This window comes from Tessaracoccus zhenghani (assembly GCF_054552775.1).
This window is the reverse complement of sequence record NZ_CM137275.1, coordinates 1,258,961-1,282,421: the sequence shown is the minus strand read 5'-3', so window position 1 is coordinate 1,282,421 and position 23,461 is coordinate 1,258,961. Positions and strand designations below refer to the sequence as shown.

The window sequence follows — 23,461 nt, the reverse complement described above, 5'->3', positions numbered from 1 at the left end:
CCGGCTCACGGCAGTTCCCGGCTCGGCATAGAGGGCGGGTTACCCGTCGGTTTCAGGACGCGCCGAGCGACGATCGCCGCGTGAGGGCGCTTCCCTGGGTCGCTACGTGAGTGCACCGTGAGCACTTCGAAACCTGCATCGACCAGGTGCCGACTCAGCTCGTCGATGGGCCAGTAGTAGGGCGGTCGTGACCGCGTGCGGGAACGGCTCGACCGCGGCCCCTTCAAAGAAGCCCACAAGTAGGGCCCCGCCGACCACGGTGCACCGGGCAAATTCCCGGAGAGCGGCAGGCACCTCATCCGGTGCGAGGTGTATCAGAGAGTACCACGCCAGAATGCCGGCGGCGTAGCCCTGCCGGCACCCCTAGGTCGGCAAGACTCGCTATCCGAAACGGCACGTGTGGGAACCGTTCGCGTGCGCGAGACAGGAACTCCGGCACGATGTCGACACCTTCGGCAGCCAGGCCCTGGCTAGCCATGAAGTCAGTCCAGTGTTTCCCGGCCCGCAGCCGACGTCGAGAACCCGGCCCACGAGCGGCCGGGACCACTCGCTGATGAGCTTTTGATCTTGCTCATGCATCGCATCGACAGACCCGAGCAGGTCGGTGTAGTCGTCCGCGCGCCGCCCGTATGCCGCGTGCACCTCGCTCCAGGGCATAGTCGACCCTAGTAGAGTGAACCCCACCCAACTGGACAAAGGATTCGCGATGCTCGCTGACCCCGCTGATCAACGCACTCTGCTTACCCTGGCAGAGCTCGACTCGGAGGTGGCGCGCGTGCAACACGCTGCGCGCTCGCTCCCGCAGCACAAGACCATCGCTGAGCTGATGAGTGCGCGCAAGAGTGTCGCTGATGAGCTGGTTGCCTCCAGCACCCGCGTCGACGACCTGCAGATCTGGGTCCGCAAGGCAGAGACCGACCTGACGCCGGTGAAGGCGCGGCTGGAGCGCACCGAGCAGCGGTTGGCCGACGGTTCGATCGGCGATCCGAAGACGCTGCGCTCGCTCACCGAGGAGGTCGAGCACCTCAAGAAGCGCATCATCGAGCTCGAGGACGACCAGCTCGAGGTGATGAGTCGTCTGGAGGATGCCGTCGCCCATCGCGACCGGGTCGCCGCGCGCAAGGTGGAGATCGAGAACCAGCTGCACGCGGAGGTGGCTGCCCGCGATGAGGCGGTGGCGAAGCTGAGCCGGGAGGCCAAGGATCTGGCCGCTGATCGTGGCCCGGTGGCGGCGAGGCTGGCACCGCCGCTGATGTCGCTCTACGAGAAGCTGCGGGCCTCCACCGGGCTGGGGGCCGCGACGCTGAAGGCCGGGCGCTGCACCGGCTGCCAGTTGCAGTTGACTCTGTCTGATCTGGACACCTACAAGAAGGCCCCCGCGAACCAGGTCTTGCGCTGCGTCGAGTGCGACCGCATCCTGGTGCGTACGGCTGAGTCTGGTCTCTGATGCCTTCGCTGCATCTCCGGGTCCACGAGATCCCCGAGTCCCTCCGGGAGGCCATCCAACTCCTGCAGGAGCGGCTGGAGATGCCGCTCCACTTCACTGACGAGGTGGTGGCCGACGCGGAACTCGCCGCTCGGCAATCGACGGACGACCATGCGGATTTCACCCACGTCGAGTTCGTCACGATCGACCCGCCCACGTCCAAGGACCTCGACCAGGCCATCCAGATCGAGCGTGAGGGCGCCGGGTACCTGGTCCGCTACGCCATCTCCGATGTGCCGCATTTCGTGCGGCCGGGCACGGCGTTGGAGGCCGAGACCCATCGTCGCGGGATGACGAAGTACGCGCCCAGCGCGCGTATTCCGCTGCACCCGGCGGTGATCTCCGAGGACGCGGGGTCCCTGTTGGCCGACGGGAAGCCTCGGCCGGCCTTCGTGTGGGAACTCCATCTGGACGCGGGCGGCGAGGTGGTCGACGTCGGCCTGACGCGCGCCCTGGTGGAGAGCCGGGCCAAGCTGAACTACGAGGGCGTCCAGGCAGATTTCGACGGCGGTACCCCTCATGCGAGCATCGCACTGCTGCCTGAGGTGGGGAAGCTCCGTCAGCAGTTGGAGATCGAGCGCGGTGGCGTGTCGTTGAACCTGCCCGACCAGGAGATCGTCGAGCGTGACGGCACCTGGGAGCTGGAGTTCCGAGCGCTCGTGCCGGTGGAGAACTGGAACGCGCAGATTTCGCTGATGACGGGTTTCGCGGCCGCGCAGACCATGCTCACAGGCAAGGTGGGCGTCCTGCGGACGTTGCCGCCGGCTGAGGAGTGGTCGCTGCAGAAGCTGCGGCGGGCCGTGCGCTCGTTGGGTGTGCCGTGGCCGAAGGAGATGCCGTATCCAGAGTTCGTGCGGTCGCTGTCCCCCAAGGACCCGAAGCAGCTGGCGGCGTTGACGAAGTGCACCATGCTGTTCCGCGGGGCCGGGTACCTGGCCTTCGACGGCGAGGTCCCGGACGAGAACCTGCTGCACGCGGCGCTGGCCGCGCCCTACGCGCACACGACCGCGCCGTTGCGGAGGCTGGTGGACCGCTACGTCCTGGCCATTTGTCATGCGCTGATCAACGGCCTCGAGGTACCGCAGTGGGCCCGTGACGGGCTGGCCGCTCTGCCGGAGGAGATGGCCGAGACCGGCCGGTCTGCTCGTGCCTACGAGCGTGGCGTCATCGACCTCACGGAGGGCCTCGTGCTCAGTAACCGGGTGGGTGCGATCTTCACCGGCGTCGTCACGGACGTCGACCCCAAGACGCATGTGGGGACGGTGCAGATTGCTGAACCCGCCGTCGAACTCCGGGTGCCGGCCAAGGCGAGCGAAGTTGGCTCCGAGGTGCGGGTGCGGGTGGACAAGGTGGACGTCCGGAAGGGACAGGTCACCCTGTCCCGTCCGAACTGATCAGGCTCTAGCCGCCGGACTTGCGGCGGAACTCGCGGCGCCCGACGGCGGGCCCATGGGCCTGGCCGCCCTGCTTGCGGTCCCCGTGGGTTCCGGCGTTGGCGGAGAGGTGCTCAGCCTGCTTCTTGCGTTCAAGGGCCTGCCGCATGGCCTCTTTTGGGTCCAGCGGGGCGTCGGTCTGCTCAGCGTCACTCATGGCGCAACTGTACCCGGCTGCGGGGTAGCGCTGCGGCGACGTTGCGCCAGGAGCCACCCCAGGTACGCGGCGCGGCCGGCGAAGGCCGTGACGAGCAGCCACCAGACGGGGCTGTGGACAATTGCCAGCACCATACCGACGACAACAACGCCGATGGGAGTGAGCAGGTGTGCTGCCTGGGGATACGCCCTGTGCTCGCCGTACATGTGTGGTGCGTCCCTTCTCTGGCCCGACGCCCACCCCACGAGAGCGCTGCGACGCGCGAGCTTCGGGCTCCCTGACACGCGCGGGCGCGGAGTCAGCCGTGGTCGACATCTATCGGTATGCCGAACGGATCCGTGCCACGGCAGCGCGGTACCTGGAGGAGTGATGCACCCGTGACTCCTGCGGGCCCACGTCGAAGGGTGGCGCGGCGGAAGCCCCGCGCAGCGGGACTCGCAGAGCGAACCGGGGCCATCACATGCGCCTCGGGCCGTTGAAGCGCTCGGGTGGTAGTACCTCCGGAGTGTCGGTCACTGGATCGAAGTGAATCTTCCATTGGTCTCGGCGGCCGTTGACGTCGGGCTCCACGATGTTGTGGTGGTGCCCGCAGAGCAGCACCAACTCCTTGAGGTTGGTCTTCCCGCCGAGGTTCCAGGGATTGACGTGATGGGCGTCGCATTCCTCTGGAGTCTTCGTGCAGGTGGGAAAGACGCAGCCTCCGTCGCGGAGTTCGAGTGCCCTGCGTTGTGCGGGCGTCACAAGCCTGGAGGCGCGGCCCATGTCCAGGATCTCCGAGCCGCCACCGAGGACGAAGGGGATGATCTCCGCCTCTGCAGCCAGACGGCGCAGCTGGCCGGGCGTCAGTTCGGTGCCCGAATCCAGGACCCCGCCGGCGCCGGCGCGGTCGAGGAGATCTGCCAAAGAGATCGTCACGCGGATCTGCGCCCTGGGGGAGCGGCTCCCCCTGTCACGTGGGCGCGCGACTCCCTCGGCCCTGACTGCGTCGCCGTGGGCGGATAGAGCAACGGTGGGCGCGTCACCCACGGGAGTGCGGGTGGCGGGTTCTCCGAAGAGGGTGATGAGTGCGTCCGCGTTGCGCTGCGCCGGGGTGCGCTGCGTGTCGGGGCGGGTCAGGGCACGGCGGGTGCGGGCATTGATCTGCCCGTGGCGTGCCGCGTGCTCCCTGTCCCGCTCCGCCCGCTTGTCCGCCGCGACCATGGCCGACAAGGTCCGGATCCACGGCTCGGCTTCGAGTTCGGGGAGTTGGCCGGTGAACCAGATGGATCCCTCGCCGTCGTTACCCCACGTGAAGCGGCGGTTCTTGACTGCGTTGGCACGCTGGCGCTCGACACGCTGGAGAGAGTCTCCGTCGCGGAGCGCGTGCTGCGGAGCGACTGCGGCCAACACGTCCGGAGCGAGTCTCGCGAGCTTCCTCGCGGGTACCCCTGCGGCCCTGGCCACGAAGGTTTCAGCGACTCTGGCCACGACCTCTGCGGGTAGGTCCGGAAGGTCCGCGATTCCCTTGGAGATGGCGGCTGCCTGCTGCGCAGAGATGGTTCCGTCGAGTGCCGCCTGCTTGGGCGCCTCGTGTCGGACCATGTCCCCGGCGAGGGCGATCTGACCCGCGGCCTGCCGGTTGTCGAGGTTCTCGTCCAGCGCGATCAACGAGGTGGTGGGGGTGCCGACGGCCTTCATCGAAGCCTGGCGCCGGTTGACATGGTCAGTCACCACGCAGGCCAGCGCGTCGATGCGGCTCCGGAGCCTCCGGGCGCTGCGCATCACATTGACCAGCTCAACCTCGGGACAGGACGCCAGAGCCTCCACGTCGATTCCGGAGAGCAACGCGTCGACGGCGCTGAGCGCCTCGACTGCTGGATGCTGACCGATCTCCATGACCCCCACAATATTCGCGCGCAGTGACAATTCGCGGCGTGGTTTCCCGGCTGTGGATAAGTACGGCCTGCGGATCGCAGGCGTCGCGGCTCAGCGCTGATCGGCCCCGCGCTGTGCGACGAGCAGGTAGTCGCCCGCGAGGTCGTGCCAGGACCGGTCCCAGCAAACGAAGACGTCCTGGGCCAGGCGTCCGAGCTCGCCGAGCATCCTCCCCACATCCCAGGCGAGAGGGGTGAAGTGTGTGCCCGTGTCGATGTTGGCGACGTTCACGACGAGGCGGCCCTCCGGCGTCAACAGCTCGAGACACTGCGCCAAGACTCCGCGGAGCTCGACCAGGTAGCGCTCGTAGGTGCTCGCGCCGGTGTAACCGGACAGCGGATCCTCCGGGCCGTCATCTGCGGCCATGTAGGGCGGGGACGTCAGGATCAGATCGAAGGGGCCCTCGACCAGCTGTGCCAGCCGGCGGGCGTCGCCCTGCACGATCAAGGCGTCCGGGGCCACCGCGGCGGCGACGGCGCAGCGTTCGGGCAGGAGTTCGACGCCGACCGCGCGTCTTCCCATGGCCGTCGCGACCTGGAGCGCGGTGCCGAAGCCGGCGAACGGATCGAGCACCCGGTCGTCCGGCCGGGACAGGTCCTCCAGCACCGCGGCCACCAGCGAACGGGAGAAGTGCACGTTCTCGTCCGCCAGTGGATGACGCTCTGCCACCACCTGATCGTGCTCGACAAAGAGGTGGGGACGCAGGCGCATGTCTGCATCGTAGGCCGCCGGGGTGCAGGCGGGTCGAGGCGCTGCCCCAGCCGGCGATGCGCGCGGCAACACGGCCTTCGGAAGGGTGGGGGACAAGACGGCCGGTAAGCCGGGTTCTGTCGACGGATGATCATCTATCTGAGGCCCACCGTTGCCGGTGCGCTCATGCAACCTACCCGGACACCTCGCGCGAGCAGCGCTCGAACGGTGTCCGCAGCCGGCCCTAGGGCCGGCCTTCTTGGTCTTGCTCCGAGTGGGGTTTACCTAGCCGCTCCGGTCACCCGGAGCGCTGGTGGTCTCTTACACCACCGTTTCACCCTTACCCATTGCTGGGCGGTCTGTTTTCTGTGGCACTGTCCCGCGGGTCACCCCGGGTGGGCGTTACCCACCACCCTGCTCTGTGGAGCCCGGACTTTCCTCAGCTGTTTCCAGCCGCGATCATCTGGCCGTCTCGTCCAACCAACGATTCTACCGTGGATCGGGCCTTCGGCACACCGTCGCCAGTTCGCAGCGACGGGAGGCGGGGACTCGTCAGGGAAGCGTGAGGATCTCCGCGCCGGTCGCGGTCACGACGAGGGAGTGCTCGTACTGGGCCACGCGCGAACGGTCGGCGGTGACGACGGTCCAGTCGTCGTCCCACACCTCAGTGTCGTACCCGCCCAGCGTGAGCATGGGTTCGATGGTGAACGTCATGCCCGGCACCATCACGGTGTCGACGCGCGGCTCGTCGTAGTGCAGGACGACCAGGCCGGAGTGGAAGGCGGTGTGCACGCCGTGACCGGTGTAGTCGCGGATCACGCCGTAGTTGAAGCGCTTCGCGTAGCTCTCGATGACCCGACCGATGACAGAGATGGGGCGCCCCGGCCGCACGGCCTTGATCGCCCGGTTGAGCGACTCCAACGTGCGCTCCGCCAGCAGCCTCGACTCCTCGTCGACATCGCCGCAGAAGAACGTGGCGCAGTTGTCGCCGTGCACGCCGTCCTTGAACGCGGTGCAGTCGATCTTGACCAGGTCGCCGTCCTCGAGCGGCCGCGTGTCCGGGATGCCGTGGCAGACGACCTCGTTCACGGAGGTGCAGATCGACTTGGGGAATCCGCGGTAGCCCAGCGACGACGGGTAGGCGCCGTGGTCGAGCATGTACTCGTGCGCGATGCGGTCCAGTTCGTCGGTGGTCACGCCCGGCGCGATCGCCTTGGCCGCTTCATGCATGGCCCGGGAAGCGATCCGCCCCGCCACCCGCATCTTCTCGATCACTTCGTCGCTCTGGACATCGGAGCCGGTGTAGCGCTTCGGTGCCTTCTTGCCGACGTACTCCGGACGCAGGATGCTGCGGGGGACGTCGCGAACGGGGGTGATGGTGTGCGGAGTAACAGGATTCACAGTTAACGATTCTATCCCGCCGCTCCCGCCGGCCCTTCTGTACGAGTCAACCCTCGTACGCCAGTGACTCCAACACCGGCTCGACCTCGCTGATGTTCTCCTCGTGGCCGATGGTCACGCAACTGACGTAGACGGCCAACCGGTCCTTGTCGTCGGTGGGCACGATGATGATGTCGACGGTGTCGCCCTCGATGCCTTCGTGGCTCCAGTCGTCGACGTAGACGTTCGACGTGAGCCGCCACGCCGGCCTGCCTGAGACGTCCCACTCCTCGTTCCACAGGACGGTGCGCCTGGTGAAGCCGAGGAACATGCCCGACGACGCCATGCAGTTGACGAATTGCTCGGCCGCGGCGCGGGGATTGGCCGAGAAGCCGTCGGAGACCTTGATGTAGCCCACGTTGACGTTGCTGATCCAGCCGAAGACGATCTCGCGCAGCATCGAGTTGCCGTCGTACATCCAGTCGATGTGGGCGGGGCTCATCCGCCACTTCTCGCCCTGAGGTGCGTCGACGCTGAGCCCGCCACCTTCGAGGCGCCCGTCCGTCAGTTCGCTGCGCGGCCAGTCCTCACTGGAGGGACAGTCGATGGACTCGCCGAACTGGGATTCGATCTCGGTGGGGGTGGGCGTCTCTGACGGCACCCGCTCATCCCACTGCTTGCCGGTGGGGCGGGCGGTGCGGGTGTCCTCCGGCGTGGGGGCGAAGGGGTTGGCCCGGCTGGGGAAGATGAGCAGCGCTGCCACCAGGGCCGCGACCACGACCAGGGCGACCGACAGCCACACCCAGCCCGCGCGGCCCCTGCGTGGGGGCGTGGGGTCCACCCATCGCTGACCATCCCAGTAACGGCGCCCATCGGGCGCCGTGGGATCCGCATACCAACCTGGCTGAGCCATGTGCCCCAGTCTAGGGGCGGTCCGGAGCGCGCCCAGAACGCAGAATGTCACGCGGCTGTAACATCTTCGCGGCAAACTTGCGCGCATGGATAGGCAAACGGAGTTCGTTCTCCGCTCCATGGAGGAGCGCGGGATCCGGTTCGTCAGGCTGTGGTTCACCGATGTGCTCGGCTCACTGAAATCTGTGGCGATCGCTCCGGCTGAGGTCGAGGGCGCCATCGCGGAGGGCGTCGGTTTCGACGGCTCCGCGATCGAAGGCTTCGCCCGTGTCTACGAGTCGGACATGGTTGCGCACCCGGACGCGTCGACGTATCAGGTGCTGCCGTGGCGGCAGGCCGGCCGCTCGACGGCGCGGATGTTCTGCGACATCAAGCTGCCCGACGGCTCACCGAGTTTCGCGGACCCCCGTTTCGTGCTGAAGCGCGCTCTCGGCAAGGCGGCCGATCTCGGCTACACCTTCTACATCCACCCCGAGATCGAGTTCTTCCTGCTGCGCTCGCTCAACCCCCTCGTCCCGCTGGACCAGGGCGGCTACTTCGACCACACCACGCTGGGCGACGGCACCGACTTCCGCCGCGACGTCATCACCATCCTCGAACAGATGGGCATCTCCGTCGAGTTCAGCCACCACGAGGCTGCCCCGGGGCAGCACGAGATCGACCTGCGCTACGCCGACGCCCTCACCATGGCCGACAACATCATGACGTTCCGCGTCGTGGTGCGGGAGGTGGCCGTCAGCCAGGACATCCACGCAACGTTCATGCCCAAGCCGTTCTCCGAGCACCCGGGCTCCGGCATGCACACGCACATGTCGCTGTTCGAGGGCGACACCAACGTCTTCTACGACGCGGCGGACCAGTACAACCTCTCCAAGACGGCCAAGCAGTTCATCGCCGGCCTGCTGCACCACGCGCCGGAGATCACCGCCGTCACCAACCAGTGGGTCAACTCCTACAAGCGCCTCGTCGGCGGGGGAGAAGCCCCGTCGTACGCGTGCTGGGGACGCGCCAACCGCTCGGCCCTCGTGAGGGTTCCCCAGTTCACGCCGGGGAAGACGTCGTCGGCGCGCATCGAGTACCGCGCCATCGACTCGGCGGTCAACCCGTACCTCGCCTACGCCGTGATGCTCAACGCGGGCCTCAAGGGGATCGAGGGCGAATACCAGCTGCCCGAGGAGACCGAGGACGAGGTGTGGCGCCTCTCGGACCGCGAGCGCAAGGCGATCGGCATCCAGGAACTGCCCCGCAACCTCGACGAGGCCATCCGCATCATGGACGAGAGCGAACTCGTGGCCGAGACGCTAGGCGAGCACGTCTACGAGTACTTCATGCGCAACAAGCGCAAGGAATTCGCGGCCTACCGCCAGCAGGTCACGCCCTGGGAACTGGACCGCCACATCCGCGTGATGTGACCGTTCAGATCAACTCGAGCGGTGCATCATCGCGGGGCTTGGGGAACGCCGCGTCCAGCTCGGCGTGATCCTCAGCGGTGAGTTGGATGCTGACGGCCGCGGCGTTCTCCCGCACGTGGGCCGTTGATCCGGCCTTCGGGATGGCGAACACGCCCGGCTGCGAGATGACCCACGCCAGCGCGATCTGGGCCTCCGTGGCGCCGTGGCGACGGGCGACGGTGGTGAGCGCGGCCCCGCGCCTGCCTTCTGCGGCCAGGGCGCCCTGCTCGATCGGTGAGTAGGCCATCAGCGGGATGTGCGACGCGCGGAGTTCCTCCAGCAGCCCGCCTTCCGGCCAACGGCGCTGCAGGTTGAACAGCACCTGGTTGGTCGCCGGCCGGTCCTGAGGCCGGCTGCCCGCGGCCCCGGCTGCGGAGCAGGCCGCCACCGCAGCTTCGGCCATGAGCGTGCGGTCGAAATTCGACACTCCCCAGGCGCCGATCTTGCCCTGCGCGCGCAGTTCCTCGAAGGCCCCGAAGGTCTCCTCCAGCGGGTACGAACCCTCCCAGTGCAGGAGGTAGAGGTCGAGGTGATCGGTGCCCAGACGGCGCAGACTCTGCTCGCAGGCGGCGAGCGTGCCGTCGTGACTGGCGTTGCCGGGCAGCACCTTGGACACCAGGAACACCTCGTCGCGGCGGCCCTTGATAGCTTCACCCACCAGCTGTTCGGACCGGCCCGAGCCGTACATCTCCGCCGTGTCGATGAGCGTCATGCCGAGGTCCAGGCCGGTGCGCAACGCTGCGATCTCGCGCTCCCTGCGCGACGACGCGTCGCCCATGTGCCACGTGCCCTGGCCCAGCACCGGGACGCTTCGCCCGGCGACCTGAAGGGTGCGGATCGGATGGTGTGACGCGGAGACAGCGGGGCTCATCTGTCCAGTCTGTCCGTTGCCGGGCCCATGGGCGGGGCTTCTCGGCAGTTGTCCGTGTGCCGGCTGCTGAACGCCAGCTGAACGCTCAGCAGAGGGGGAAGGCCGCTGAGGCCTCATGGGCATGGACGCCCGAGGCCCGCAGGTCGGCCTCTGCCCAGGGCTGGCGTCCGGTGGCCAGGGCCGCGAATGTCTCGCCGCTCATCTCCACCACGTTCGGCGGAGTGCCGCGGGTATGCCTCGGCCCGGTCTCGAAGCCGATCTGGACCGCCGCGAACGGCGGCACCCGCACCTCGATGGTGGCACCCGGATGCCGCTCGCCCAACAGGGCGCATCCCGCGCGGCAGACGGCGGCCAGGAGGTCTCGGCCCAGCGGGGCCGGATCGGAGGCGGCGCGCAGCAGCACCCGCGTGAGATCCGGGCGGCGCAACCTGAGCTCCACCTCGAGCGCGGACAGGCCCTCGTCGTCGAGGCGCTCACGCAGCGCGGCGACGACCTTCGGGGTGGGTTTGAACATCGATTCAGCTTAACCGGCTGGCGCTCAGCGCCAGTCGCGGAGGTCGGAACGTCGCGCCCCCTGGGGGAGGGCCGCCCACTAGTCTGAGCCAATGGGTAGATACCAGTCGCCGATGGGGGAGTTCGCCCGTCGCGGGTTTGATTCCGCGAGCGGTGCCGCCCGCGTCTGGGAGCGCTGGACGGACAGGCTCGGCGGTGAGCCCCCGGTCGATCTGGCGCTGTTCGAACCCGTGGCAGACCGGGACCTCGCGCTCGATTCGCTCGAGCGGCTCGAGGCCGCGTCGCCGGAGGTTTTCCGTGAGATCGCGTCGGACGAGGCGTGGCTCCGACGGCTGCTGCTCGTCATGGGCGGATCCAGCGTGCTGGCCCACACGCTCGTGAGGCACCCGGCCGAGGCGCGCATCCTCGCCGTCGAACCCGTGCACCGTGGGTTGTCCGGGTGGCGCGCCTTCTTCGACGCCCGGATCCACCTGGACGACGGGGTGGCCGCAGGCAGCGCCGACCAGCTCCGGCTGGCCAACCGCGCCGCGCTGATCGAAATCGCCGCGCGCGACCTCTCCGCTCCGCAGCCGGACGCCCTGGTCCATGAGATCGCGGCAGAGCTGTCGCACGTCGCGGACGTGGTGCTGGACATGTCGCTGGCCTTCGCCCGCGCGGAGGTGCCAGGCTGGCGGCAGGCCCGCGTCGCCGTGCTGGCCATGGGCAAGACGGGCGCACAGGAACTCAACTACATCTCCGACGTCGACGTGATCTATGTGGCCGAACCGGCGGAGGGCGCAACGGCCGACGAAGCGGTCGCCGTCGCCGGTAAGCTCGCCGCCGCGCAGGCCCGGATCTGTTCCTCGCACACCTCCGAGGGCAGCATCTGGCAGCTCGACGCGGCGCTGCGTCCTGAGGGGAAAGCCGGCCCCCTCGTCAGGACGCTGGCCAGCTACCGCGCCTACTACGCGAAATGGGCCAAGAACTGGGAGTTCCAGGCCATGCTCAAGGCCCGCCCCGCAGCGGGCGACCTCGACCTGGGCCGGGAGTTCGTCGACGCCGTGTGGCCCCTGGTCTGGCAGGCGGGGGAGCGGCCCGAGTTCCTGCCGGAGGTGCGCGCCATGCGGGAGCGGGTGATCTCCCTGATCCCCGCTAAGCAGGAGGACCGCGAGATCAAGCTCGGCTCCGGCGGTCTGCGCGACACCGAGTTCTCCGTCCAGCTGCTGCAGTTGGTGCACGGCCGCGCCGATGAGCGGATCCGCACCCGCGGCACGTTCGACGGGCTCATGGCACTGATCGGCAACGGCTACATCGGCAGGGCCGACGGGGCCGAGATGGCGCGCGCCTACCGGTTCCAGCGGGTCCTGGAGCACCGCATCCAACTGCGCCGCCTCCGCAGGACCCACCTCATGCCGGACGACGAGCTGGCCCTCAGCCATGTCGCCCGCTCGATGGGCTCCTCGGCCGAGGACCTGCAGAAGCGGTGGCGCGATTCCGCGCGCCGGGTCCGGCAGCTGCAGCAGCGACTGTTCTTCTCGCCTCTGCTCGATGTCGTCAGCCAGGTGCGCACGGACGAGTTGCAACTGAGCACCGAAGCCGCCAAGACCCGGATGCGGGCCCTCGGCTTCGCCGACCCGCAGGCCGGCCTGGGCCACATCCGCGCGTTGACCACCGGCCGCGACCGCGGCACCGAGATCCAGCGCCAGCTCCTCCCCGCCATGCTGCAGTGGTTCGCCGACGGGCCCAACCCCGACTTCGGGCTCCTCGCGTTCCGCCAGCTGTCGGAGTCGCTCGGCAAGACCTCCTGGTACCTGCGGGCACTGCGCGACGAGGGCTACATGGCCCAACGCCTGGCCAGGGTCGCTTCGTCGAGCCGCTACGTGGTCGACCTCCTGAAGCGCGCGCCCGAGCACATCAAGATGCTCGCCAGCACCGACGACCTGCGGCCACGCTCGGTCGACGAGCTCACCGCCTCCCTCACCCGGGCCGCCAACCGCTACGACGACCCGGACCAGTCGATCGCCTCTGTCAGGGCGCTGCGCCGCGCCGAGCTGTGCCGCATCGCGCTGAGCGACGTGCTGGGGCACGCCGACCTCGCCGCGGTGGGCGGCGCGCTGAGCGACCTCGCGTCCGCCACCGTCGAGGCCGGCCTGCAGTTGGCGCGCCGCACCATCGACGCCCCGCCGGTGGGCGTCATCGCGCTCGGGCGGTGGGGCGGCTATGAGGTGAGCTACTCCTCCGACGCCGACTGCATGTTCGTCGTTCCCGACGGCACGGAGGGCGAGGAGCTCACGAGGGCGACCGACCTGGTCCGGCGCGCCGCCGAGATCATCGGCAAACCGGGCCCGGATCCTGCGCTGGTGATCGACACCGACCTCCGCCCCGAGGGCAAGGGCGGCCCCCAGGTGCGCACGGTGTCGTCGTACCTGACCTATTACACGAAGTGGGCCTCCACCTGGGAGGCCCAGATGCTGCTGCGCGCCCGCCATGGTGCGGGGGAGCGGGCGCTCTCGGAGGCGGTGCTCACCGGGATCGACTGGTTCCGGTACCCCGACGGCGGCCTGACCCGCGCGCAGATCTCTGAGATCCGCAAGCTGAAGTCGCGGATGGAGAACGAGCGCATCCCCAAGGGCGTGCCGCGCGACCGGCACCTCAAGCTCGGGCCCGGCGGCCTGTCGGATGTCGAGTGGACGGTGCAGTTGCTGCAACTGCAGCACGGCCACGAGCATGCGGTGCTGCGCACCACGTCCACCATGGACGCCCTGGCGGCGCTGGCCGCGTTGGAGATCATGCCGGAGAGCCAGGCGGTCCGGCTGCAGGAGGCCTGGCACCGGGCCAGCATGCTGCGCGACGCCATCATGCTGGTGCGTGGTCGGGCCAGCGACGCGTTGCCCTCGGACACGCGCGAACTGGCGGCCATCGCCCTGCTGCTCGGCTACCGGGCAGGTGAGGCGTCCAGACTGGTGGAGGACACCCGTCGGTTGTTGCGACGAGCGGCAGACGCCGTCGACGCCATTTTCTGGGCCGCCTGATCCCGCCAGACCTCCGGAGGGCAGGACTAGGTTTGCTCCAGTGGGCAGCTACCAGAGGCCCTGGAGAAAGGACTGCACCCATGGCACGCATCGTGATCATCGGCGGCACCGGCTACGCCGGCAGCAACATCGTCCGCGAGGCCTCGTCCCGCGGACACGAGGTCACTGCGGTCTCCCGCCATGTCCCGGACGAGAAGACCGACGCGGTGACGTACCGCACCTGTGACGTGTCCGACCCCGACGCCGTCCGCGAGATGGTCGCCGGCGCCGACGTGGTCGCGACGGCCCTGTCGCCCCGCGGTGAACTCGAGGGCCGCCTGCGGGAGGTCATGCGGACGATCGCCGAGGAGGCCCGGGCAGCGGGCGCCCGGCTGGCCGTCGTCGGTGGCGCCGCGTCGTTGGAGGTCGCCCCGGGTGGCCCCCGCCTCGTCGACACGGACGGCTTCCCGGACTGGCTCAAGCCGGAGGCCACCGAGATGGCCGGGCTGCTGGAGGACCTGCGAGGCAGCGACGAGTCGCTCGACTGGTTCTTCCTCAGCCCCGCCGGTGGCTTCGGTGCGTTCGCGCCGGGCGAGCGGCTGGGCAGTTTCCGCCTCGGCGGCGACGTGCTGCTGACCGATGACGAGGGCAATTCGTTCATTTCGGGCGAGGACTACGCACAGGCCTTCGTCGACGAGATCGAGCGCCCGGCGCACCGTCGCCAGCGGTTCACGGTCGCCTACTGAGACGGCGGAAACGCGCACTCCGGCGCCGCGGTGCTAATGTTGACGGCAAACGTGTTCCGGGGTCGGTGTAAGTCCGAACCGGCGGTGACAGTCCGCGACCTCTTCTGGATCTCCAGAAGGGCTGACTCGGTGAAATTCCGAGACCGACAGTTAAAGTCTGGATGGGAGGAACTCGTCGCCGACGGCGTGCTTGATGCGCCCTGACGTCTCGCGATCCAGCGAGGTGTCGAGGGTCTGCTCGGGTCATACTGTCGACGCGTGCCCCGGGCCTGGACAAGGAGTGACGGGGCAGATGACCACCGATGAGCGACGTAGGGCGCGCAGGCTTGCGCACCTCGGGCTCTGGTCCGCCTACCCCGCACGCACCAGGCCCACCGCCGGCCGCTGGATCCCTGCCACCATTGCGCTCATCCTCGCGGTGGGCGTGTGGTGGGCGGTGACCGGCGTCGGCCTGATCGAACCGCTCTACCTGCCCGGCCCTGGCGACGTCGTCGCCCGCATGGTCTCGCAGGCGCAGCTGGGGATCGCGTGGCGCTATCTGTCGCCGACGCTGAGCGCGGCCCTCCTGGGTGTCGCCTTCGCCGTCCTTGTCGCGATCCCCCTGGGAATCGTCATCACCCATTCCCGGCTGCTCGCAGCGGTGATGGAGCCCGTCGTCGCCATCACGCAGACAGTGCCGCTCGTAGCGACGGCGCCGCTGCTGGTGCTCTGGATCGGCTACGGGACCATCCCGATTGCGGTGCTCTGTGCGATCGTCGCCTTCTTCCCCATGGTGACCACCACCATCGTCGGATTCCGGTCCCTCGACATGCGTGTGGTGGAGAACGCCCTTCTCGACGGTGCCAGCGCCTGGCAACGCCTGATCCACATCGAGGGGCCCATGGCGGCCCCGTCGGTGCTGGCCGGCGTGCGCGGCGGTGTGGTGCTCGCGATGACCGGTGCGGTCGTCGGCGAACTCGTCATGGGCGGCGCCGGTCTGGGCACCCTGCTCACGTTGTCCCGCGAGGCTGCAGACACCGCCGGCGTCTTCGCCGTGGTCGCCTGGATCAGCCTCTCAGCCATGGCCCTGTACGCGTTCGTCCAGCTTCTGGAGCGAGCGGCAGTGGCGCGCCTACAAGGAGAAACAACATGATCAGTCGACGCAGCATGCTGCTGGGTGGCCTCGCCGTGGGAGCGGGGGCCACCCTCACCGCCTGTGGCAGCAGGCAACCGGAGGCGGTGGGGGACGGGAAGCTCACCGTCGGGCTCACCTACATCCCGAACGTGCAGTTCAGCGCGTTCTACCTCGGCGTGAGGGAGGGTGTATTCAAGAAGCACGGCCTGGACGTGACGCTGCGCCACCACGGCCAGCAGGAAGACCTCTGGGGTGCCGTGCTGGGCGGCAAGGAGGACATCGTCTTCGCGTCCGCCGATGAGGCGATGGTGGCCAACGCCGGCGGCAACGACCTGCGGACCTTCGCCACCTCGTACCAGACCTACCCGCTGCGGGTGATGGGCGGCGACCCCGCCACGCTCGGGGCCGACCCGGGCCTGGACGTACTGAACGGGGCCACGCTGGGCATCCCGGGTCACTTCGGCTCCAGCTACTACGCGGCGCTCTGCGCGATCCACCGGGCCGGCCTCACGGAGAACGAGGTCACGCTCGTCGACATCGGCTTCACGACGCTCTCTGCGCTGGCCGCCAAGCAGGTGGACTTCGCCATGGGTTTCATCAACAACGAGGGCGTCCAACTGGAGAACCAGAACATCGCGTCGGTCTCCATCCCCATCTTCGAACCCGGCGAGGCGCTGCTGGTCGGGCCCAGCCTGATCGCGCCCGGCACGAAGGTGTCCGAGGACATCCTGCGTGCCGTGGCGCTCGGCATGAAGGAGGCCGAAGAGGCCGTCGTGGCAGACCCGCAGGCCGCACTGGATGCCACCGCGGAGCACGTCCCGGCGATGGCTGAGCCGGAGCAGCGGGCCACCGCCGAGAAGGTGCTGGCCGCCACCGCCGAGTTGTGGAAGCGTGACGGTCAGGTCAGCGTCGCCGTCGACACCACGGCCTTCGGCCGGATGGGCGAGTTCTTCGCCCAGGCCGGCGTGATCGAGGCGGCTCCGGCCGAGGCGTACCTCGACGTCCTCTGAGCGGTTCGTCCTGAGGGTGGCGCAGAAGCGGCGCCAAGATGGCACGGAAAAGGGCGGGCCGCCCACCGGCAGCCCGCCCCCGTCAGTGGCCAGAATCAGGCAACTGAATCCTCGTCCTCGATGGTGGAGAGGCCGCGGACCTTGTTCTCGATGCGCTGGCCGATGTTCTCGTCGACCTGCTTCCAGTACCAGAAGCCGCGCTCCTGGACCTGCTGCTCGCACTGGGAGAGGCCGCCGGCGACGGTCTCCACGAAGCGCTCACGCTGGGCGTCGTCGTAGACCTCGCGGACCAGCGTGCCCGCCTGACCGAAGTCGTCGTCCTCGGCGTGCCGGGTGATGGCGGCACGCACGAGCGAGCCGTCAGCCTCCCAGCCCGCCTCATCCACAACCTCGGCGTCCGAGTACGGACGCCCGTAGCTGTTGAAGGTGTGGACCGGGGCCGCGCCCGTGTGCAGGTACTGCATGTGGCCCTGCTCGGCGAAGTTGTTCGTCTGCGTGATGGGCTGGTTCACCGGGAGCTGGTGGAAGTTCGAGCCGATGCGGGCGCGCTGGGCGTCCGGGTAGGCGAACACGCGGGCGGTGAGCATTTTGTCCGGCGAGATGCCGGTGCCCGGGATGAAATTCGACGGCGAGAACGCTGCCTGCTCGATCTGCGCGTAGAAGTTGACCGGGTTCTCGTTGAGTTCCATGACGCCGACCTCGATCAGCGGGTAGTCCTTGTGGGACCAGATCTTGGTGAGGTCGAACGGGTTGAAGCGGTAGGTCTTCGCCTCCTCGTACGGCATGACCTGCATGTGCAGCGTCCACGACGGGAACTCGCCGCGCCCGATGGCGTCGAACAGGTCGGCGCGGTGGAAGTCGGCGTTCTCGCCGGCCAGCCGCTGGGCCTCGGCGTTGGTGAGGTTCTTCTCACCCTGGTTGCTGCGCCAGTGGTACTTCACCCAGAACTTCTCGCCCTCGGCGTTGACCCACATGTAGGTGTGGGACGAGAAGCCGTGCATGTGGCGCCAGGTGGCCGGCAGGCCCCGGTCGCCCATGAGGTAGGTGACCTGGTGGGCGGTCTCCGGCGAGTTGGTCCAGAAGTCCCACTGCATGTTCGTGTTGCGCAGGCCGGTGGCGGGGTGGCGCTTCTGCGAACGGATGAAGTTGGGGAACTTCAGCGGATCCTTGACGAAGAACACCGGCGTGTTGTTGCCCACGATGTCGAGGTTGCCGGCGGTGGAGTAGAAGCGCACGGAGAAGCCGCGCACGTCGCGCCAGGTGTCGGGGGAGCCCTGCTCGCCGGCGACGGTGGAGAAGCGCGTCAGCATGCGGGTCTCGGCGCCGGGCTGGAACGGGGCCGCCTTGGTGTACTTCGTGACGTCCTGGGTGACCGTGAAGGTGCCGAAGGCGCCCGAGCCCTTGGCGTGGGGGCTGCGCTCCGCCACCCGCTCGCGGTTGAAGTGGGCGAGCTGCTCCACCAGGTGGACGTCGTGCAGGACGATCGGGCCGTCGTTGCCGACGGTCAGGGAGTGGGCATCCGACTCTGCGGGGGCGCCGTTCAGGCGGGTCGAAGGGCCGGTGGGCTGGTACTCGCCGGAGAACTGGGTCATTGTCACCTTTCGTTGCAATTTGCACAGGTTCCCCAGTAGATGACCTCGGCCTCGTCGATGACGAAGCCGTGGTCATCCGCTGCGGAAAGACAGGGGGCGGCGCCGACTGCGCACGGGACATCACGCATGTCTCCGCAGCTGCGGCACATCAGGTGATGGTGGTTGTCGCCGTTCTCCAACTCGTAGCGCGGCGGTTGTCCGGCGGGCTCCACGCGTCTGATGAGGCCGTGGGAGTGGAGGGCGGCGAGGTTGTCGTAGACCGCCTGGACGGACGCGCTGCCGGTGCGTTCCCGCACCGCCTCCGTCACGTCGCCGACCCGCATGTGCGGGTGGTCTGTCAGGACTGTCAGGACGGCAACGCGGCCCGCAGTGACGCGCATGCCGGCGTCCTTGAGTGCGGTGGGCCAATCGTGCATGACAGGAACCTTAGCGCCTTTTCTGGAAACAATCCAAAGAAGGAAAAAGCCCGATGAATGGTCCGATCAGATGGTGACGAGCGTGCGGCCGTGGCGCTGGCCGGCCATCATCTCTTCCGCGGCTGCGCGCACGCCGTCGAGGTCCACCCGCTCCGTGATCGCGTCGAGCATGTCCAGCTGGAGCCCGCGGGCGAGGATGCGCCAGGCGTCGGCCCGGTCGTCGAGGTTGGCCCACACGGAATCGATGCCCGCGAGGGTGACGCCCCGCAGGATGAACGGCATGACGGTGGTGGGCAGATCGTGGGAGCCGGCCAGGCCGCAGGCGGCCACCAGACCACCCTTGTTGGTCTGGGCGATGGCGTTGGCCAGCGTCTGTCCGCCCACGGAGTCGACGACGGCGGAGTAGGTGGCCTTCTGGAGCGGCCGGCCGGGCTCGCTGAGGCTGGCGCGGTTTATGACCTCGTCGGCGCCGATGCTGCGCAGGTAGTCGCCCAGCTGCTCCGCCCTGCCGGTGGTCGCGTAGACGACATAACCGGCGTTGGAGAGCAGTTGGGTGGCGATGGAGCCGACGCCGCCGGTGGCGCCGGTGACCAGCACCGGGCCGTCGTCCGGGATGATGTTCTCGCTCAGGATCCGCAGCACGGCCAGGGCGGCGGTGTAGCCGGCGGTGCCGAGCGCCGCAGCCTGTTCGGGGGAGAGGCCCTCGGGGAGGCCGACGGCGTACTCGCCGCTGATCCTCGCCCGCGTGGCGTAGCCACCGTGCTCGGTCTCGGAGAGACCGGCGCCGTTGAGCATGATCCAGTCACCGGGGGAGAACCTCTCATCGTCTGACTCGGCGACGCGGCCGACCAGATCGATGCCCGCGACCAGGGGGTGCTTGCGCACCACGCCGGGACGGCCGGTGACCGCGAGCGCATCCTTGTAGTTGAGATCCGAGAACTTCACGTCGACGACGATCCCGCCGTCACCGTCGAGGAACTCCTCGCCGACCTCTTCTATCGCAGAGCCTGCCTCACGAACCACAATTGCACGAACCATGCGGGTCAGCCTACGCGGTGGACGCTCCGCCGAAAAGGCGGGGAGGGCGTCCATGATGGTGCCGGCGCGGGAAACTTGCCGAGTTGAGTTGTTTGAGCTATGGCAATACAATTTGTCGCTGATCGCCGCAGAACGTCGGACCCAAGAGTCCTACGACCCGATGCACCAACGACGCGGTCCCATTCATCCCAACTTCCCAGAAGGTCCTGCATGGCCAAGAACCTCACCGTCGGGTCGCCCCTCCGGCTCATCGTGCTCTTCACGCTCCCGCTGCTGATCGGCAACCTGTTCCAGCAGGCCTATGCCGTCTCCGACGCCATCGTCGTCGGACGCCTGCTGGGTGTCGATGCCCTGGCTGCGGTCGGGGCGTCCGGCAGCCTCCAGTTCCTGCTGTTCGGTTTCGCGATCGGCTGTTCCGCGGGTCTGGCGATCCCGGTTGCCCGCGCCTTCGGGGCTCAGGACCTGCCGGGGATGCGCCGCGCGGTGGCCCGGGGTGTCCTGATCAGCGCCATGGTGGCGCTGGTGATCACATTGGTCGGCACGCTGGGGGCCCATACGCTGCTGACGTGGCTGGGCACGCCCGAGGAACTGATGCCGCAGTCGACCACGTTCCTCGTCGTGCTGTTCAGCGGCTCGTTCGCCACGGTGGCGTTCAACTACCTCAGCTCCGTCATCCGGGCCCTGGGCGACAGCCGGACCCCGCTGGTGTTCCTCATCATCTCCACCGTCCTCAACGTGGTGCTGGTGATCGTGTTCATCGCGGTGCTGGGCACGGGAGTGGGCGGCGCCGCGCTGGCCACGCTGATCGCCCAGACCGTGTCGGTGGTGCTGTGCCTCATCCTCATCTGGCGCCGGATGCCCGACCTGCACCTGCACCGGGCGGACTGGCGGCTGGAGATGCCCAAGCTGAGGGAGTCGACCAAGCTGGGCGTCACCCTCGGGTTCCAGATGTCGATCATCGCGATCGGCGCAGCGCTGCTGCAGTTCGGCATCAACGGGTTGGGCACCGACGCGGTGGCCGCCTTCACCGCGGCCATGCGCGTCGATCAGGTGGCCGTGATCCCGCTGGCCACCGTCGGAGTTGCGATGACCACTTATGTCGCGCAGAACGCCGGCGGTCGTCAGTGGCGCAGGATCCTCATCGGCGTGCGGCAGGCGCTCCTGCTTGCCATGGGCATGGCGCTGGTGCTCGGGGTGGCGATCTTCTTCGGGGGCACGCTGATGGTGCGGATGTTCCTGGGTGAGGGGGAGCCGCAGGTGGTGGACATGGCCCACCGGTACCTGGTCATCAACGCCGCCCTGTACGCGATCCTTGCTGTCCTGTTCGTGATCCGCCACGTGATCCAGGGCCTCGGCTCGACGATGGCCCCGACGATGGCTGGCGTGCTGGAGCTCGTGGCCCGTGGCGTCATCGGCCTCTTCGTGGTCCCTCATGTCGGGTTCATCGCCGTGATCCTGGCGGCACCGGCTGCCTGGGTGGCCGCACTGATCCCGCTGCTCATCGCCTGGCGCTATCAGCACCGGCGCCTCGTCGTGGCAGAGCGGGAAGCTGCCGCCCGCGCCCTCCTGGACGCAGAGCAGGCAGATCCGCACCTGCAGGTGTGCCCCGCCTGAATCAGCCCTTCTTGCGGAGCTTCGACGGCCACCAGATGGCCGGGCCGATGTCGTAGGTGAGCGCCGGCACCAGCAGGGTGCGCACCAGGAACGTGTCGAGCAGAACGCCGAACGCGACGATGAAGGCCAGTTGCACCAGGAACAGGATGGGCAGCACCGCCAGGGCTGCGAAGGTCGCCGCGAGCACGAGGCCGGCAGAGGTGATCACACCACCGGTGACAGCCAGACCGCGCAGGATGCCCCGCCGGGTGCCGTGCTTCGCGGTCTCCTCGCGGACGCGGGTCATCAGGAAGATGTTGTAGTCGATGCCCAGCGCGACGAGGAAGACGAACCCGTAGAGCGGCACCGAGGGGTCCGCGCCCGGGAAGTCGAGGATGTGGTTGAACACGATTGCGGCGGTACCCATGGCCGTGCCGAAGCTGAGCGCTGTGGTGGCGATGAGGAGCACGGGCGCCAGGATGCTGCGTAGCAGGAAGATGAGGATCACCAGGATCACCACCAGGACGATGGGGATGATCAGGGCCAGGTCCTTCGCGGAGGTGTCGCGGGTGTCCATGTCGACAGCGGTGCGGCCGCCCAGTTCGGCGGTGCCCGCCAGTTCTGTGCGGAGGTCGCGGACGGTCTGGATCGAGAGCTCGCTGTCCGGGGCGTCGGTGAGTGTGGCCAGTAGGATGACCTCGCCCTCGCTGACGGTAGGGGCGGGCGCCGGGGTCCCGGGCGGACCGAGGGCCTGGATGCCGTCCAGCGTCACCGGCGCGGTGCCGGCGGGGGAATCGGAGGAGACGACCGACACCGAGGCGATGCCTTCCGTGCCGAGCAGCGTCTCGGTCACCGGCATGAGTTCGGCTTCGTCGGTCAGCACGCGGACCGGCGTGCCGGAGCCGCCGGGGAAGTGCTCGCCCAGCTTCTCCTGGCCCGTGCGGGCATCGGAGGAGCCCAGCACGAAGTCGCTCGGCGGGACCCCGTCGGCCTTCAGCGTGGGCCAGAACGCAGCGCCGGCGGCCAGCAGGATGACGCAGACGATCCACACCATTCGCGGCTTGCGGGAGACGAGACCGGCCGCCTTGGCGTAGACGCCTTCGGTGAGCTGGTCATCGTCGGTGCGCTCGGGCAGGTAACGGGGGCGACGGGGCCAGTATGATGTGCCGCCCATCATGTAGAGGAGAGCCGGCAGCAGGGTGAGTGCGCCCAGCATGGCGAACACGATGCCGATCGAGGCAACCGGGCCGAGTGAACGGTTGGAGCCGAGGTCGCTCAGCAGCAGGCACATCAGGCCGGCGATCACGGTGCCGCCGGAGGCGAGGATGGGCTCGACGACGCCCTTGATCGCCTTCCAGGTGGCGGTGGCGCGCGACGGGTGGCGCTTCAGTTCCTCCGCGTAGCGGGCGGTGTAGAGCAGCGAGTAGTCGGTGGCGGCGCCGATGACCAGGATGAACAGGATGCCCTGCGTCTGCCCGGTCAGCGCGACGATGTCGGCCTTGGCGAGCCACCAGTTGACCAGCAGCGCCACGCACAGCGCGAAGAGGCTCGTGGACAGCACCGCGAAGGGGAGGATCAGTGAGCGGTAGACCACCAGGAGAATGACGAGGACGACGCCCAACGCGACGATGAGGAGCAGGCCATCGATGCCCGCGAAAGCGTCGGCGATGTCGGCGGTGAAGCCTGCCGGGCCGGTGATGTGTTGCTCGACACCGTTCGGGGTCTCCGCCTCCAGCACCTGCCGCAGGCCCTCGACGGCGAGCCCCTGCTCGAGATCGGGGTCCAGACCGAGGAAGAGCTGGGCCGCGAGGCCGTCCTCGGACGGGAGGAGGGGGGAGGTGCTCAGGACGCCCTGCTCGTCGGAGAGGTCCTGTGCCAGCGTGCCGAGATCGGCCAGCTGGGTCTCGGACAGCGGCTCCTCAGCGGTGAAAATCAGGATCGCGGGGAGGGTATCGCCGTCCACGAAGTCGAGGTAACGCTCGTCGACGTACGTCGATTCGGCGTCGGCCGGGAGGAACTGGGCGGCGTCGTTCTGGGCCACTTCGGAGACCCGGCCGAAGTACGGCCCGCCGATGCCCGCGCCCACCAGCCAGACGAGTGTGATGACAACGGCGATGACGGCGCGCAGGCCACGGGAGGTTTTCACGGTTGCAGC

Annotated in this window: 19 protein-coding genes, 1 other RNA gene and 1 riboswitch; of the genes, 8 read left to right on the top strand and 12 right to left on the bottom strand. The window is 68.5% G+C overall.

Annotated features, from left to right (window positions below):
• Positions 1-706 precede the first annotated feature (706 nt).
• Positions 707-1,447 (top strand): zinc ribbon domain-containing protein, encoded by a 741-nt coding sequence (locus tag ACX1DX_RS06170; RefSeq protein WP_182763751.1) that lies wholly within the window; start codon positions 707-709, stop codon positions 1,445-1,447.
• On the top strand, positions 1,447-2,880 hold the full coding sequence (locus ACX1DX_RS06165) for an RNB domain-containing ribonuclease (protein WP_459397980.1): 1,434 nt from the start codon (positions 1,447-1,449) through the stop codon (positions 2,878-2,880). Before ACX1DX_RS06170 ends, ACX1DX_RS06165 begins: the two co-directional genes overlap by 1 nt.
• 7 nt (positions 2,881-2,887) lie before the next feature.
• Here ACX1DX_RS06165 and ACX1DX_RS06160 read toward each other — a convergent pair whose 3' ends face one another.
• From ACX1DX_RS06160 to ACX1DX_RS06135, 6 genes are all read right to left on the bottom strand, one after another.
• Positions 2,888-3,076: a DUF5302 domain-containing protein gene (locus tag ACX1DX_RS06160; RefSeq protein WP_076058089.1), complete on the bottom strand. Its 189-nt coding sequence runs from the start codon at positions 3,074-3,076 to the stop codon at positions 2,888-2,890.
• 456 nt (positions 3,077-3,532) lie between these two features.
• A complete protein-coding gene (locus ACX1DX_RS06155) occupies positions 3,533-4,951 on the bottom strand; it encodes an HNH endonuclease signature motif containing protein (protein ID WP_459397979.1) in 1,419 nt (472 codons plus the stop codon).
• A gap of 90 nt (positions 4,952-5,041) precedes the next feature.
• Positions 5,042-5,701, bottom strand: a complete 660-nt coding sequence (locus ACX1DX_RS06150; RefSeq protein WP_459397978.1) for a TRM11 family SAM-dependent methyltransferase — start codon at positions 5,699-5,701, stop codon at positions 5,042-5,044.
• An 89-nt stretch (positions 5,702-5,790) separates the two neighbouring features.
• Positions 5,791-6,155: RNase P RNA component class A (gene rnpB / locus ACX1DX_RS06145), an RNA gene on the bottom strand.
• 77 nt (positions 6,156-6,232) lie between these two features.
• Positions 6,233-7,081, bottom strand: a complete 849-nt coding sequence (gene map, locus ACX1DX_RS06140; RefSeq protein ID WP_083665281.1) for a type I methionyl aminopeptidase — start codon at positions 7,079-7,081, stop codon at positions 6,233-6,235.
• 46 nt (positions 7,082-7,127) lie between these two features.
• Positions 7,128-7,973 (bottom strand): DUF2510 domain-containing protein, encoded by an 846-nt coding sequence (locus ACX1DX_RS06135; protein WP_459397977.1) that lies wholly within the window; start codon positions 7,971-7,973, stop codon positions 7,128-7,130.
• A gap of 118 nt (positions 7,974-8,091) precedes the next feature.
• Here ACX1DX_RS06135 and ACX1DX_RS06130 point away from each other — a divergent pair, with 118 nt between their 5' ends.
• Positions 8,092-9,384, top strand: a complete 1,293-nt coding sequence (locus tag ACX1DX_RS06130; RefSeq protein ID WP_076058101.1) for a glutamine synthetase family protein — start codon at positions 8,092-8,094, stop codon at positions 9,382-9,384.
• A gap of 4 nt (positions 9,385-9,388) precedes the next feature.
• Here the strand turns inward: ACX1DX_RS06130 and ACX1DX_RS06125 are convergent, their stop codons facing one another.
• Together ACX1DX_RS06125 and ACX1DX_RS06120 are read right to left on the bottom strand one after the other, a co-directional pair.
• Complete coding sequence (locus ACX1DX_RS06125; protein ID WP_459397976.1) at positions 9,389-10,294, bottom strand: aldo/keto reductase; 906 nt, start codon at positions 10,292-10,294, stop codon at positions 9,389-9,391.
• Positions 10,295-10,379: 85 nt separating this feature from the next.
• Positions 10,380-10,808: a sterol carrier family protein gene (locus tag ACX1DX_RS06120; RefSeq protein WP_459397975.1), complete on the bottom strand. Its 429-nt coding sequence runs from the start codon at positions 10,806-10,808 to the stop codon at positions 10,380-10,382.
• Between the two features lie 91 nt (positions 10,809-10,899).
• Here ACX1DX_RS06120 and ACX1DX_RS06115 point away from each other — a divergent pair, with 91 nt between their 5' ends.
• The 4 genes from ACX1DX_RS06115 to ACX1DX_RS06100 all read left to right on the top strand — a co-directional run bounded on the left by ACX1DX_RS06115 (position 10,900) and on the right by ACX1DX_RS06100 (position 16,667).
• Entirely contained in the window at positions 10,900-13,818 is a 2,919-nt protein-coding gene (locus ACX1DX_RS06115; protein WP_459397974.1) for a bifunctional [glutamine synthetase] adenylyltransferase/[glutamine synthetase]-adenylyl-L-tyrosine phosphorylase, read from the top strand.
• Between the two features lie 80 nt (positions 13,819-13,898).
• A complete protein-coding gene (locus ACX1DX_RS06110; protein WP_459397973.1) occupies positions 13,899-14,543 on the top strand; it encodes an NAD(P)-dependent oxidoreductase in 645 nt (214 codons plus the stop codon).
• Positions 14,544-14,591: 48 nt separating this feature from the next.
• Positions 14,592-14,720, top strand: a riboswitch (FMN riboswitch).
• 115 nt (positions 14,721-14,835) lie between these two features.
• Positions 14,836-15,675, top strand: a complete 840-nt coding sequence (locus ACX1DX_RS06105; protein ID WP_459397972.1) for an ABC transporter permease — start codon at positions 14,836-14,838, stop codon at positions 15,673-15,675.
• A complete protein-coding gene (locus tag ACX1DX_RS06100; protein ID WP_459397971.1) occupies positions 15,672-16,667 on the top strand; it encodes an ABC transporter substrate-binding protein in 996 nt (331 codons plus the stop codon). Before ACX1DX_RS06105 ends, ACX1DX_RS06100 begins: the two co-directional genes overlap by 4 nt.
• Positions 16,668-16,762: 95 nt before the next feature.
• Here the strand turns inward: ACX1DX_RS06100 and ACX1DX_RS06095 are convergent, their stop codons facing one another.
• The 3 genes from ACX1DX_RS06095 to ACX1DX_RS06085 form a co-directional block, all read right to left on the bottom strand.
• Positions 16,763-18,259 (bottom strand): catalase, encoded by a 1,497-nt coding sequence (locus ACX1DX_RS06095; protein ID WP_459397970.1) that lies wholly within the window; start codon positions 18,257-18,259, stop codon positions 16,763-16,765.
• A gap of 2 nt (positions 18,260-18,261) precedes the next feature.
• The gene (locus ACX1DX_RS06090) at positions 18,262-18,675 is read right to left on the bottom strand and encodes a Fur family transcriptional regulator (RefSeq protein ID WP_459397969.1); all 414 of its coding nucleotides are present in this window, start codon (positions 18,673-18,675) and stop codon (positions 18,262-18,264) included.
• Positions 18,676-18,741: 66 nt separating this feature from the next.
• On the bottom strand, positions 18,742-19,713 hold the full coding sequence (locus tag ACX1DX_RS06085) for an MDR family oxidoreductase (RefSeq protein WP_459397968.1): 972 nt from the start codon (positions 19,711-19,713) through the stop codon (positions 18,742-18,744).
• A 210-nt stretch (positions 19,714-19,923) separates the two neighbouring features.
• Between ACX1DX_RS06085 and ACX1DX_RS06080 the strand changes: the two genes are divergently transcribed.
• The gene (locus ACX1DX_RS06080; RefSeq protein WP_076058119.1) at positions 19,924-21,327 is read left to right on the top strand and encodes an MATE family efflux transporter; all 1,404 of its coding nucleotides are present in this window, start codon (positions 19,924-19,926) and stop codon (positions 21,325-21,327) included.
• Position 21,328: 1 nt separating this feature from the next.
• On the opposite strand, the gene ACX1DX_RS06075 is transcribed toward ACX1DX_RS06080, so the two are convergent.
• Entirely contained in the window at positions 21,329-23,452 is a 2,124-nt protein-coding gene (locus tag ACX1DX_RS06075; RefSeq protein WP_459397967.1) for an MMPL family transporter, read from the bottom strand.
• Positions 23,453-23,461 lie beyond the last annotated feature (9 nt).

What these genes read in the sequence shown, in the direction of transcription:
- ACX1DX_RS06170 (WP_182763751.1), top strand. Translation starts at nt 707, where the DNA reads ATGCTCGCTGACCCCGCTGATCAACGCACTCTGCTTACCCTGGCAGAG.
- ACX1DX_RS06165 (WP_459397980.1), top strand. Translation starts at nt 1,447, where the DNA reads ATGCCTTCGCTGCATCTCCGGGTCCACGAGATCCCCGAGTCCCTCCGG.
- ACX1DX_RS06160 (WP_076058089.1), bottom strand. Translation starts at nt 3,076, where the DNA reads ATGAGTGACGCTGAGCAGACCGACGCCCCGCTGGACCCAAAAGAGGCC.
- ACX1DX_RS06155 (WP_459397979.1), bottom strand. Translation starts at nt 4,951, where the DNA reads ATGGAGATCGGTCAGCATCCAGCAGTCGAGGCGCTCAGCGCCGTCGAC.
- ACX1DX_RS06150 (WP_459397978.1), bottom strand. Translation starts at nt 5,701, where the DNA reads ATGCGCCTGCGTCCCCACCTCTTTGTCGAGCACGATCAGGTGGTGGCA.
- ACX1DX_RS06135 (WP_459397977.1), bottom strand. Translation starts at nt 7,973, where the DNA reads ATGGCTCAGCCAGGTTGGTATGCGGATCCCACGGCGCCCGATGGGCGC.
- ACX1DX_RS06130 (WP_076058101.1), top strand. Translation starts at nt 8,092, where the DNA reads ATGGAGGAGCGCGGGATCCGGTTCGTCAGGCTGTGGTTCACCGATGTG.
- ACX1DX_RS06125 (WP_459397976.1), bottom strand. Translation starts at nt 10,294, where the DNA reads ATGAGCCCCGCTGTCTCCGCGTCACACCATCCGATCCGCACCCTTCAG.
- ACX1DX_RS06120 (WP_459397975.1), bottom strand. Translation starts at nt 10,808, where the DNA reads ATGTTCAAACCCACCCCGAAGGTCGTCGCCGCGCTGCGTGAGCGCCTC.
- ACX1DX_RS06115 (WP_459397974.1), top strand. Translation starts at nt 10,900, where the DNA reads ATGGGTAGATACCAGTCGCCGATGGGGGAGTTCGCCCGTCGCGGGTTT.
- ACX1DX_RS06110 (WP_459397973.1), top strand. Translation starts at nt 13,899, where the DNA reads ATGGCACGCATCGTGATCATCGGCGGCACCGGCTACGCCGGCAGCAAC.
- ACX1DX_RS06105 (WP_459397972.1), top strand. Translation starts at nt 14,836, where the DNA reads ATGACCACCGATGAGCGACGTAGGGCGCGCAGGCTTGCGCACCTCGGG.
- ACX1DX_RS06100 (WP_459397971.1), top strand. Translation starts at nt 15,672, where the DNA reads ATGATCAGTCGACGCAGCATGCTGCTGGGTGGCCTCGCCGTGGGAGCG.
- ACX1DX_RS06095 (WP_459397970.1), bottom strand. Translation starts at nt 18,259, where the DNA reads ATGACCCAGTTCTCCGGCGAGTACCAGCCCACCGGCCCTTCGACCCGC.
- ACX1DX_RS06090 (WP_459397969.1), bottom strand. Translation starts at nt 18,675, where the DNA reads ATGCACGATTGGCCCACCGCACTCAAGGACGCCGGCATGCGCGTCACT.
- ACX1DX_RS06085 (WP_459397968.1), bottom strand. Translation starts at nt 19,713, where the DNA reads ATGGTTCGTGCAATTGTGGTTCGTGAGGCAGGCTCTGCGATAGAAGAG.
- ACX1DX_RS06080 (WP_076058119.1), top strand. Translation starts at nt 19,924, where the DNA reads ATGGCCAAGAACCTCACCGTCGGGTCGCCCCTCCGGCTCATCGTGCTC.